The organism is Thauera phenylacetica B4P, from assembly GCF_000310225.1.
Classification (GTDB): domain Bacteria; phylum Pseudomonadota; class Gammaproteobacteria; order Burkholderiales; family Rhodocyclaceae; genus Thauera; species Thauera phenylacetica.
The window spans coordinates 1-11,066 of the sequence record NZ_AMXF01000133.1 but is presented as its reverse complement, the minus strand read 5'-3'; the positions used below and the strand labels follow the sequence as shown (position 1 = coordinate 11,066).

Here is an 11,066-nt window from a genome sequence, read left to right as displayed (position 1 = left end):
TGCCGGCCGCGCAGCGGCTGAGCGTGCGCGCCCCGGCGATCAGGCCGCGCGCGGCAGCGGGCTCTGCGGCAGCGGCGGCAGGCCGATGGTGGCGCGCAGCTCGTCGCACTTCGGGTTGGGGGTACCGTCCTCGAAGTAGACGGGAAATTCGCGACAGGGTGTGGGGCGGTTTGCGTAGATCGAACACGCCACGCCACGCCCCACTTCGCCGGTGAGTGCGCTGCAGCGCCGCGGCACCTGGTTGCTCCCCTTCATGCAGCGCAGGTTGTGGTTCAGCTTCTCGGTCATCTCCGCCGGCACGAAGCCGCCCGGCGCGTCGTCCGCCTCGGCCCAATAGAACGAGATCCGGAAGTGCGTGCAGCAGATGCAGCAGTCGAGGCAGGGGTTGAAGTCGTCCATGAAAGGAGCGCGCAGAGGACCGGCCGACGGCCGCGGGGGACGCATTCTAGCGCCGCCCGAACGCCCGAAAAGGGGAGTAAAGCGCTTTGTTTTCAGCGACCTGGAAGCATTTTCCGAAACATTTCCAGCAGTGGAGAATCGCCTCGCATCGCACCCGCCGCCCCTTCCCCACCGCAGCCCCCTACAGGAGCGGCCGCAGCCGCGAAAAGGACCGCCGAACAACCGACGCGGCCGGCGCTGCCCACCGCCGCAGTCACACCCACCACCGCTCCTGCGGGGGCATCGACACCGCGGAAGGACGGCTAGCGGACACCGGCAACCGGCAACCGGGCCCCAGTCCCCCGCCCGCCCGCATCGCCCCTGTAGGAGCGGCGGCAGCCGCGAAAACGGCCGCCGAGCAACCGACGCGACCGACGCGGCCAACCACCGCCGGCGCTCCTGCCCGGCGGCCGGAGCGCCTCACTCCTGACGCCTCAGCCCTCCGCCTCGCCCTCGCCCTCCGCCTCGGCGCCGTTGGCGCCGCAGCACTTCTTGTACTTCTTGCCGCTGCCGCAGGGGCAGGGGTCGTTGCGGCCGGGGCCGGCGCTGGCGGGCTTGCGCGGGGCCTCGGTCGACAGCGGCTCGGCGGCCGGCAGGCCGAGGTCGCGCCAGTGGGCGAAGATGTCGTTGACCGCCTCGCCGACGTCGGCGAGCCAGCCCAGGCGGGTCTCGTCGTCGGCCTTGGCGGCGTCCTCCTCGCCCCAGGGCGCGAGCACCTCGTCGAGGGTCTCGCGCACGGCCTCGACCGCCTCGGCGTCCAGCCCCTCCTCCCAGCCCTCCGGCCACAGGTCCACGCCCTGCGCGAATCCATCCACCCAGGCCTCGCCGAGCTTGAGCCCGTCACCCTCGGCGACCGCGAAGCAGAACGGCTCCCAGCACGCCTCGTCCTCGTCGTCCAGGCCGAGCGTGGCCAGCAGCTCGTTGTGATAGGCCTTCACCAGCCGGATCGCGCGCTGCAATCCGCTGCCCGAGCCGAAGCCGGCCTCGTCGCCGTGCGCCGACCACACGCCGGGCATCCAGCGCTCGGGCGCGATCGGCCGCGGCGAGATCATCACGCCGGCGAGGTAGCCGTCGAGTATCTCGAGGTCCATGCAGTCCTCGGGGACGATGTCCGAGGTGAGGATCTCTTCCAGCGCCTCGAAATCCTCGTCGCTCATCGTGCGCAGCGCGGACGCGTCCACGCCCTTATCTTCCATACCGTTCATGGCAATCTCCTGTGACCGGCGCCAAGGGTGGCCCAAGGCGGCGCGGCGGGCAAGCACGATCTTGCGGAATCAGCCGGCAGCCGCGAGATCCAGCCCGATGCGATACAGCGGCTGCCCCGAGTCTCGGTACTTGCGCTCGAAGGGGGTCAGCGGCGTGACCGCCTCGAAGCCTTCCCACGCCACCTCGCGCCCCAGCGCGAGGCCGAGCGCGCAGGCGAATTCCTCGATGTAGACCTTCCAGTTGCTGCGGCATTCCAGCACCCCGCCGAGGCGCGGGATCCACGGGAACACCGGGTGCGCATGCCAGCGCCGGCCGAGGTGGCCGATCTTGGGCCAGGGGTTGGGGTAGAGGAGGTAGTGGCGCGCCAGGCGCAGCCCGGCCTCGTCGAGCAGGCGCCAGAAGTCGACCAGGTCGGCGCGCACGAAGACCATGTTCTTCGGCAGCAGCGCCTCGGGATAGGGCTTGCGGCGGGCGAGCCGGTCGGCGGACTGGTCGACGCCGATCACCCAGTGGTCGGCAAACTGGCGCGCGATCTGGATGGTGCTGTGGCCGACGCCGCAGCCGGCGTCGAGGATCAGCGGGGCGCGGCGGTCCCAGCCGGCGAGCGCCTCGGCGAGCGCGGCGCGGTTGTAGTCGGTGCAGGGCTTGCGGAAGGGATGCTCGAGGTGCTTGCGCACGCGCTCGGCGAGCGCCTCGTGCACGCCCTGCTGGGCGCTCTGCGGGATGCGGGAGTTGGCGTAGCTCATCGGGCCGGTCTCATCGGTCGGGACACGTCGTGGGGCAGGTCTGCCGGGGCGCGTCGACAGCGGCGACGGGCGGGAGGTCGCGCGCGGGGATGCCATGGCGGCGCAGCTCCTCGTTCATGCGCGCGGGGTGGACCACGCGGCGCACGGCCTCGTGCAGCCGGCCCGCCGCGGGGTAGTTGCGCCGCAGCATGCCCAGCCACAGCTTGAGCCGGCCGCAGGCGTGCACCGGCGCGGCGCGCCCCTGCACGCCCTCCCAGTAGCGCAGGAGCTGCGGCTGCAGCTCGACCCAGTCGCGCTCGTCCGGCTCGGGGGCGCGCTCGCCGCGGATACGGCGCGCAAGCCAGGGATCGGACACCGCGCCGCGGCCAATCATCACGTCCGCGGCGGCGGAGACCGCGCGGCAGCGCGCCCAGTCGTGCACGCTCCACACCTCGCCGTTGGCCGTCACCGGCACGCGCACTGCGTCACCGATGCGCGCCACCCACTCCCAGTGCGCGGGCGCGCGGTAGCCCTGCTCGCGGGTGCGCGCATGCACCACGATGGCCTGCGCGCCGCCTTCGGCGAGCGCCTGCGCGCAATCGAGCGCGCGCGAGGGGTCGGTGATGCCCAGGCGCATCTTCGCGCTCACCGGGATGTCCGCGGGCACGGCGGCGCGCACCGCGGCGGCGATGTCGTGCAGCAGGCGCGGGCGGTCGAGCAGCATCGCACCGCCCCCGTGGCGGTTCACCACCTTGGCCGGGCAGCCGAAGTTGAGGTCGATGCCGTGCGGACTCAGCGCGGCCAGGCACGCCGCGTTCGCGGCGAGCAGGGCCGGATCGCTGCCGAGCAGCTGCACCGCCACCGGGGTGCCCGCAGCGGTGCGGCTGCCGTGGAGGATCTCGGGGCAGATGCGCTCGAACATGCGTCGCGGCAGCAGGGTGCCGGAGACGCGGACGAACTCCGACACCGCGAGGTCGTAGCCGCCGATCGCGGTCAACACGTCGCGCAGCACGAAATCGGCCACGCCCTCCATGGGCGCGAGCAGCAGGCGCACGCTGGGTCCCCTTCGCTGGTTGATCAGGCGCGCGATTGTACCGGTCGCTGGCCGAAAAACCGCCCCGGCGCGGCCTCCGGGGCGTGTTTTTCCTTGTCAGGATCGGGCGGCTGACGGATAATGCCGCCCTTTACGACACAGGGCGGTCACAACCTCCGCCCGCAAGATTCAGGAAACCACCATGAAAGCGGACATCCATCCCAAGTACGCCGACGTCAGCGTCACCTGCTCGTGCGGCAACACCTTCGTGACGCGCTCGACCATGGGCAAGCCCCAGTACCACGTCGAAGTGTGCTCGGCCTGCCACCCGTTCTACACCGGCAAGCAGAAGATCGTCGACACCGCCGGCCGCGTCGAGCGCTTCCGCCAGAAGTACGGCAACGTCCAGCGCGCGAGCTGATCCGCAGCGCAGCCGGAATCCGCACCGCCCCGGGCGGTCGCGGCAGGATTCCGCAAGGCACCGAGAAAGGCAGCGCAAGCTGCCTTTTTTGTTGCCCGCTGCCGGCAGGCGCGCGCCCACTCCGCCCTCCCCCTCCGCCGCGCTTGGTCCCCGCAGCCACTCCGACGCACAATGCCCGCATGATCCGCGATCCCGCCACGCCCACCCTGTTCCAGCGCCGCGTCTACGGCACGGTCGGCCTGACCCTGCTGGTCGGCCTGTACCTGCTCGTCGGCCTGACCTCGCACGACCCCTGGCGCGGCGACGACGCGCGCCATTTCGGCCCGGTCCTGTCGATGCTGCGCGGCGAGTCGTGGCTGTTTCCGCTGCTCGCCGGCGAGCCCCTGGTGGAGCACCCCCCGCTGTATTACTGGGTCGCCTCGGCCTTCTCCGCGCTCACCGCCGCATTCCTGCCTGCGCACGCCGGCGCCCGCCTCGCGAGCGCCTTCTTCGTTGCGCTGGCGATCTGGTGGCTGGCGCGCGCAGCCGAGTCCCTGCATGGTCGCGCCGCCCGCACGCCCGCGGCGCTGCTCGCACTCGGCACCCTGGGCCTCGTCCTGCATGCACACGAGACGCAACCCCTGCTCGCCCTCTTCGCCATGCTCGCGCTCACCGTGTCCGGCCTCGCCGAGCTGCCGACGCGTCCGCTCGCCGGCGGCCTGAAGGCGGGCGCGGGCAGCGGCCTGGCCTTCCTCGCCGCGGGTTTCGGCGGCCTGTGGATGAGCGCCCCGCTACTGCCGCTGGCGATGCTGCTGAGCGCCGACTGCCGCAGCCCGCGCGCGAGCGGCGCGCTGCTGCTCGGCCTCTGCGTGGCGCTGACGATCGCCGCGCTGTGGCCGCTGGCGCTCCACCTGCAGCAGCCCGAGCTCCTCAGCCTGTGGCTGCGCAACGAATGGCAATGGATCACCGGCCCGATGCTGCGCCCCGCCGAGCTGCCGCGCCTGCTCGAGCTCGGCGCCTGGTTCATGTGGCCGCTGTGGCCGGTGGCCCTGTGGGCGCTATGGCGGGGCCGCCGCCAGCCCGGCAAGCTGGCGCTCCTGCTGCCGCTGGCGAGCGTAGTCCTGGTACTGGCCTGGCTGGTGGCGATCGACGATCTCTCCCAGGCTCGCCTGATCCCGCTGGTGCCCGCGCTCGCCCTGCTCGCCGCGGGCGGCGTCGCCAGCCTGCGCCGCGGCGCCGCGAGCGCGCTCGACTGGTTCTCGCTGATGAGCCTGGCGGTGTTCGGGCTTCTGGTGTGGCTGGCATGGAGCGCCCAGGTCGCGGGCTGGCCGACCGGCCTCGCCCGCCACGTCGCCCGCAACACCCCCGGCTTCGTGCCGCCCGACGCCAACCTGCGCCTGTTCGCCGGCGTGGCGATCAGCGCGTTGTGGATCCTGCTGGTCGCGCGCCTGCCGCGTTCGCCCGCGCGCGCACCGGCGAACTGGACGATCGGCCTGGTGATGCTGTGGAGCCTCGCCGTGGTGCTGCTGATGCCCTGGTTCGACCATGGCCGCAGCTATCGTACGGTGGTGCAGTCGCTCGAGCTCGCGGTGCGCGGCGAGCGCGGCGCGCAGCCGAAGGAGTGCATCGCCACCACCGGCCTGCCCGACGCCATGAAGCTGTCGATGGACTACTTCGCCGGCCTGCGCGCGCGCGCCATCGACGCCGGCGCCACACCCTGCGCGCTGCTGCTGGTGCATGTCGAACGCCGCGGCCAGGCCGCCACGCTCGCGCCCGAATGGGAGACCGTGTGGGAATACCGCCGCGGCGCCGGCAAGCGCGCCGAGACCTTCCGGCTGCTGCGCCGCGCCGGGCGCTGAGCGCAGCCACCCGGCGCGCTCAGCCGTAGATCCTGCACATCCCCGGCAAGGACACCGGGTTGGTGAAATAACCCAGCACGCTGAAGAACAGCGACAGCAGCGCGAGCACGATCAGCAGGCGGCGGTGGCGGCGCACCCAGGCGAGCAGGCCGCTCGCCAGCCTCGCGGGGTCGATCCTCATGGCGAGCTCCTCGCCTCCGGTTCTCCGTCCGCGCTCAGGCGAGGCGCAGGAAGTGGTCGCGGTAGTGGCGCAGCTCGGCGATCGACTCGTGGATGTCGGCGAGCGCGGTGTGGCTGCCCGCCTTCTTCACCCCCACGTAGATCTCCGGGCGCCAGCGCCGCGCCAGCTCCTTGAGCGTGGACACGTCGAGGTTGCGGTAGTGGAACCAGGCCTCGAGCTCGGGCATCCAGCGCGCCAGGAAGCGGCGGTCCTGGCACACCGAGTTGCCGCACATCGGCGAGGTGCGCGCGGGCACATGCTCGCGCAGGAAGGCCAGCACCTGCGCCTCGGCCTCGGCCTCGGACATCGTGGAGGCGCGCACCCGGGCGGTGAGCCCGGACTTGCCGTGGGTGTTGCGGTTCCACTCGTCCATGCCGTCGAGCACACTATCGGGCTGGTGCACGGTGATCACCGGCGCCTCGGCGATCACCTCGAGCGCCTCGTCGGTGAGCACGATCGCGATCTCGATGATGCGGTCGGAATCGGGTTCGAGGCCGGTCATCTCCATGTCCAGCCATATCAGCGTCTTCGGGTCCTGTGCCATAATCCGTCCGCCCTTTTTCAGGGCCTTCCTGCGAAACAATCGAGGGCGCGATTGTGTCACAGATCGCACAGGCTGCCGGCTTCGGCACGCCACGACCGCGGCAGGCCGTCACGGACCGCGCAAGACGACGCCGCGCGCCGTGTTGACTGCATGTCGGGAACCGCGACCTTCATCCACCGCCCGCGCTTCGCAATGACCGATTCGACCTCCCTCCTGCTGTCGCCGCTCGCCTTGCCGCCCTTCTCCGTGGTGTTCCTGGCCTTCCTGATCGCCGGCACCGTGCTCGGCCTCGGCCTGCTGCACCGCCACGCCCACCACGTGCGCCGCCATCGCGACGCCGTGCCGCAGCCCTTCGCCGACGCGATCCCGCTGCACTCGCACCAGCGCGCGGCCGACTACACCTTCGCGCGCGCGCGCATGTCGGCCCTCCACGCCGTGGCCAATGCCGGCTTCGTGCTGCTGCTCACACTCGGCGGCGGGCTGCAGGCGGTGCACGACGCCTGGGCCGGCGTGCTGCCTGCGGGCGGGCTCGGCCACGGCGTGGCGCTGCTCGCCAGCCTGGGCGTGCTCGGCTGGCTGTTCGAGCTGCCCTTCGCGCTGCTGCGCACCTTCGGCATCGAGAAGGCCTTTGGTTTCAACCGCATGACGCTGCGCCTCTACCTCGCCGACACCGCGCGCGAGGCCGCGCTCGCCGCGCTGATCGGGCTGCCGCTGCTCGCCGCGGTGCTGTGGCTGGCGCTGGCGATGGGCGAGCTGTGGTGGGCCTGGGTGTGGGGTTTCTGGCTCGGCTTCAACCTGCTCGCGATGGTGATCTGGCCGACCTTCATCGCGCCGCTGTTCAACCGCTTCACCCCGCTCGCCGACGCCGCGCTGAAGGCGCGCGTCGAGGCCCTTCTGGCGCGCTGCGGCTTTCGCGCCAAGGGCCTGTTCGTAATGGACGGCTCACGCCGCTCGGCGCACGGCAACGCCTACTTCACCGGGCTGGGCGCGGCCAAGCGCATCGTGTTCTTCGACACCCTGCTCGACAAGCTCGACGCCGACGAGGTCGAGGCGGTGCTCGCCCACGAGCTCGGCCACTTCCATCACCGCCACCTGGTGCACCGCCTCGCGGTGCTTGCCCCGGCCAGCCTGGGCGTGCTCGCGCTCCTCGCCTGGCTCGCCCAGCAGCCCTGGTTCTTCTCCGGGCTGGGCATGCACAGCAGCGACCTGGCGAGCGCGCTCGCGCTGTTCACGCTGGTGCTGCCGGTGTTCAGCTTCCCGCTCGCACCGGTGCTGAGCCACTGGTCGCGCAAGCACGAGTTCGAGGCCGACACCTACGCCGCCCGCCACGCCGACGCCGGCAAGCTGGTGAGCGCGCTGGTCAAGCTCTACCGCGACAACGCCTCCACGCTGACGCCCGACCCGCTGTACTCGCGCTTCCACGACTCGCATCCGCCCGCCGCGCTGCGCATCGCGCGCCTGCAGGCGCTGCAACGGTGAGCCGCATGCGCAAGCGCACCCACGCCGGCACCATCGCCGAAGGCCGCATCGACGGCCTGATCGTGGCCGCCTTCGGCCGCCACTACGAGGTCGACACCGCGCGCGGCCGGCTGCAGTGCTATCCGCGCGGGAAGAAGAGCAGCTACGCCTGCGGCGACGAGGTCGAGCTCGTGCCCGGCGGCGACGGCCAGGGCGTCATCGAGGCCCTGCACCCGCGCCGCAACCTGCTGTGGCGCTCGGATGCGTTCCGCGAGAAGCTGATCGCCTCCAACCTCAGCCACCTGGTGATCGTGGTCGCCACCGAGCCGGGCTTCTCCGACCTGCTGGTGTCGCGCTGCATCGCCGCGGCCGAGAGCCAGGGCATCGTGCCGCTGATCGTGCTCAACAAGGTCGACCTCGTGGTGCGCCTGGAGGCCGCGCGCCGCCAGCTCGAGCCCTTCCGCAAGCTCGGCTACGAGGTCGTCGAGGTGTCGGCGCTGCAGGGCGCGGATGCGCTGCGCGCTCGCCTGGCCGGCCTGCAGGCGATCTTCGTGGGCCAGTCGGGCATGGGCAAATCGACCCTCACCAACGCCATCGTGCCCGAGGCCCAGGCCGCCACCCGCGAGATCTCGGACGCGCTCGACTCCGGCAAGCACACCACGACCTTCGCCCGCCTGTACCGCCTGCCGGTGACCGCCGACGAGGCCGCCGGCGGCTGGCTGATCGACAGCCCCGGCCTGCAGGTCTTCGGGCTCGCCCACCTCGCGGCGGAAGACCTCGCCGAGACCTTCGTCGAGCTGCGCCCGCACCTGGGGCGCTGCCGCTTCCGCGACTGCCGCCACGACAGCGAGCCGGGCTGCGCGCTGCTCGGCGCGCTCGAAGCCGGCGCCATCCACCCGCGGCGCTGGGAGCACTTCCGCGCCATCCGCAGCGAGATCGCCGCGGCGCGGCGGCTGAACCCGGGCTGGTAGCCCGCCGTGCGCGGGCGCCTTGCCCGAGCGGGACGACGATCGCGGGCCTCACCTTCCGCGACCGCCCATCGTGCCCACCCCGCCGCAGCCGGACGCCGCGCACTCAGGTGCCGAGCAGGAAGTCCCGCACCACGGCGATCTGCGCCGAGTCCATCAGCATCGGCGCGTGGCCGACCCCGGAAAACTCCACTGTCCGCGCCCGCGGCCCGCGCGTGCCCATCGCCGCCAGCGTGCTCGCCTCGAGCAGGTCGGACTCGGCCCCGCGCAGCGCCAGCGTCGGGCAGCGGATCGCTTCGTACACCGGCCAAAGGTCGATATCGACCGGGACCGGGTTGAGCCGGAAGACCTCGCCCAGCCCGGGGTCGTAGATCATCGCGTAGCCGCCCTCGGCGTCGTCCATGCGGCGCACCGAATATTCGGTGAGGTGGCGCCACTGCGCGTCGGTGAGGGCGCCGAAGGGCGCACCGACCTCGCGGATGTACGCCTCGGCCGCCGTCACGTCGGCGAAGCGCGGCGCGCGCCCGACGTACTGGCCGATGCGGCGCAGCGAGGCGGCGGTGATCACCGGGCCGACGTCGTTCAATACCAGGCGGGTGATCGGGGAGCCGGCCTGGCTGGCGAGCAGCATGCCGATGATGCCGCCCATCGAGGTGCCGACCCAGTGCACCTGCTCGACGTCGAGGCGGGCGATCAGGGTGAGCATGTCGGCCACGTAGACCGGGAAGCCGTAGTCCGCCTTGTCCGCCAGCCAGTCGCTGCGTCCACGCCCGACCACGTCCGGACAGACCACCCGGTACTCGTCGGCGAGCGCGCGCGCGAGATCGTCGAAGTCGCGGCCGTTGCGGGTGAGGCCGTGGACGCAGACCAGCACGCGCGGGTTCTTGGCGTCGCCCCACTCGGTGTAGGCCGTGTTGTGCAGTCCGTGTGGCCCGCTGCACAGCACCCGCCGCGCGCGCGGCTGGGGCGGGATGCCGGTGCTGGGTTGCTGCCGCACGGCAAGGGTTTGCTCCCCCTGCACCACATTGCGGTCGGCGACGCGCGGCGCCCCGGACGGGCGGAAGAGCTCCTTGAGCGAATCGAGCAGGGACATGAGGCGCAGGCACTCCGATCGGGCTTCGGGTGGCTGCAAGTCTAGCCCGAAGCGAGGCGGCCCGGACGCATCGACAACATGATCCGGCCGGGCACGCATCGCTTTGCGCACCGCCGTTTTCGCGGCTGCCGCCGCTCCTACAAGAGAGAATCGAAGCCGCCCCGCCTCCTGTAGGAGCGCCGGCAGGCGCGAAGGCGGCGCGTGAGAAGTCGACGCAGGCGGGCCACCCACGGCTGCATTCGCGCCTGCCGGCGCTCCTACAACCCGCCGAGCCGTGGTGCCATCGCCACGGCTGCGTTCGCGCCTGCCGGCGCTCCTACAACCCGCCGAGCCGTGGTGCCATCGCCACGGCTGCGTTCGCGCCTGCCGGCGCTCCTACACTACCGCGGGCGCTGGATTGAGGGGCGAGGCCGTCGCAAGCTCCACAGCCCGCCCCAGCCGCCCCGAGCCGCGATGGTTTATGTAGGAGCGCCGGCAGGCGCGAAGGCGGCGCCCCGGAACCAGCACGCGCGTCGGCCCCTCGACGCCCCCTTGCCTGCCGTTACCCGCTCCTGCCCCGCCTCAGCGGCCGTGCCAGTAGCGCGGCCGGGTCGCGCGCTCGGCGCTCGCCTCCACGCCCTCCTCGGGCGAGGCGGCAAACTCCAGCGCGATCGAACCTTGCGCGTCGGTGCGCCAGTTGCGCGCACCGGCCTGCGCCCAGCGCGCCCACACCTCGGGGTGGGGGTGCCCGAAGCTGTTGCGATGGCCGGCGGAATGGATCACGTGTTCCGGCAGGGTTGCGTCCACCAGGCCGGGTGAGGACGAGGAGCGGCTGCCGTGATGCGCGCTGACCACGACCGCCGCGGACAGGCTGCCGGCGGGATGGCGTGCGATCAGCTGCGCCTCGGCCACGGTGCCGATATCGCCGCTGAGCAGCAGCGCACCGGCCACGCCCGAGACGCGCAACACGCACGAGGCGTCGTTGTCGTGAGCGCCGGAGACCTCGCCGCGTGGCAGGCGCTCCGGCGCGGGATGCAGCACCTCGAAGCGGACGCCGTCGCGCTCCCACGCCGACGCGCGTGCGCAGTCCACCGGCTCGCGCCCCTGCGGCAGCCGGGCCGCCCACGCCGCGCGCTCGCGCGC

12 protein-coding genes are annotated in these 11,066 nt (G+C 72.3%); 4 read left to right on the top strand and 8 right to left on the bottom strand.

Features of this window, described 5'->3' with window-relative positions:
• Nucleotides 1–39 precede the first annotated feature (39 nt).
• The 4 genes from C667_RS15145 to C667_RS15130 all read right to left on the bottom strand — a co-directional run bounded on the left by C667_RS15145 (nucleotide 40) and on the right by C667_RS15130 (nucleotide 3,423).
• Nucleotides 40–399, bottom strand: coding sequence for a YkgJ family cysteine cluster protein (locus tag C667_RS15145; protein WP_004367935.1), 360 nt, complete (start codon nucleotides 397–399; stop codon nucleotides 40–42).
• Nucleotides 400–872: 473 nt separating this feature from the next.
• Complete coding sequence (locus C667_RS15140; RefSeq protein WP_004367933.1) at nucleotides 873–1,634, bottom strand: YecA/YgfB family protein; 762 nt, start codon at nucleotides 1,632–1,634, stop codon at nucleotides 873–875.
• Between the two features lie 78 nt (nucleotides 1,635–1,712).
• Nucleotides 1,713–2,390 (bottom strand): tRNA (guanine(46)-N(7))-methyltransferase TrmB, encoded by a 678-nt coding sequence (trmB, locus tag C667_RS15135; RefSeq protein ID WP_004367932.1) that lies wholly within the window; start codon nucleotides 2,388–2,390, stop codon nucleotides 1,713–1,715.
• A 10-nt stretch (nucleotides 2,391–2,400) separates the two neighbouring features.
• A complete protein-coding gene (locus tag C667_RS15130) occupies nucleotides 2,401–3,423 on the bottom strand; it encodes a tRNA dihydrouridine synthase (protein ID WP_004367931.1) in 1,023 nt (340 codons plus the stop codon).
• A gap of 181 nt (nucleotides 3,424–3,604) precedes the next feature.
• Between C667_RS15130 and rpmE the strand changes: the two genes are divergently transcribed.
• Both rpmE and C667_RS15120 read left to right on the top strand, forming a co-directional pair.
• On the top strand, nucleotides 3,605–3,823 hold the full coding sequence (rpmE, locus tag C667_RS15125) for a 50S ribosomal protein L31 (RefSeq protein WP_004367930.1): 219 nt from the start codon (nucleotides 3,605–3,607) through the stop codon (nucleotides 3,821–3,823).
• A 179-nt stretch (nucleotides 3,824–4,002) separates the two neighbouring features.
• Nucleotides 4,003–5,661: an ArnT family glycosyltransferase gene (locus C667_RS15120; protein WP_004367929.1), complete on the top strand. Its 1,659-nt coding sequence runs from the start codon at nucleotides 4,003–4,005 to the stop codon at nucleotides 5,659–5,661.
• 19 nt (nucleotides 5,662–5,680) lie between these two features.
• On the opposite strand, the gene C667_RS26040 is transcribed toward C667_RS15120, so the two are convergent.
• Together C667_RS26040 and orn are read right to left on the bottom strand one after the other, a co-directional pair.
• Nucleotides 5,681–5,842, bottom strand: a complete 162-nt coding sequence (locus C667_RS26040; protein ID WP_004367928.1) for a hypothetical protein — start codon at nucleotides 5,840–5,842, stop codon at nucleotides 5,681–5,683.
• Between the two features lie 34 nt (nucleotides 5,843–5,876).
• Nucleotides 5,877–6,425: an oligoribonuclease gene (gene orn / locus C667_RS15115; protein ID WP_004367927.1), complete on the bottom strand. Its 549-nt coding sequence runs from the start codon at nucleotides 6,423–6,425 to the stop codon at nucleotides 5,877–5,879.
• Between the two features lie 192 nt (nucleotides 6,426–6,617).
• Here orn and C667_RS15110 point away from each other — a divergent pair, with 192 nt between their 5' ends.
• On the top strand, nucleotides 6,618–7,904 hold the full coding sequence (locus tag C667_RS15110; RefSeq protein WP_039921743.1) for a M48 family metallopeptidase: 1,287 nt from the start codon (nucleotides 6,618–6,620) through the stop codon (nucleotides 7,902–7,904).
• A gap of 5 nt (nucleotides 7,905–7,909) precedes the next feature.
• Complete coding sequence (rsgA, locus tag C667_RS15105; protein WP_211207721.1) at nucleotides 7,910–8,854, top strand: ribosome small subunit-dependent GTPase A; 945 nt, start codon at nucleotides 7,910–7,912, stop codon at nucleotides 8,852–8,854.
• 103 nt (nucleotides 8,855–8,957) lie between these two features.
• On the opposite strand, the gene C667_RS15100 is transcribed toward rsgA, so the two are convergent.
• Nucleotides 8,958–9,944 (bottom strand): alpha/beta fold hydrolase, encoded by a 987-nt coding sequence (locus C667_RS15100; RefSeq protein ID WP_004367924.1) that lies wholly within the window; start codon nucleotides 9,942–9,944, stop codon nucleotides 8,958–8,960.
• 561 nt (nucleotides 9,945–10,505) lie between these two features.
• Nucleotides 10,506–11,066 (bottom strand): ComEC/Rec2 family competence protein (locus C667_RS15095; protein WP_004367923.1); only part of this gene is annotated, 561 nt, incomplete at its 5' end.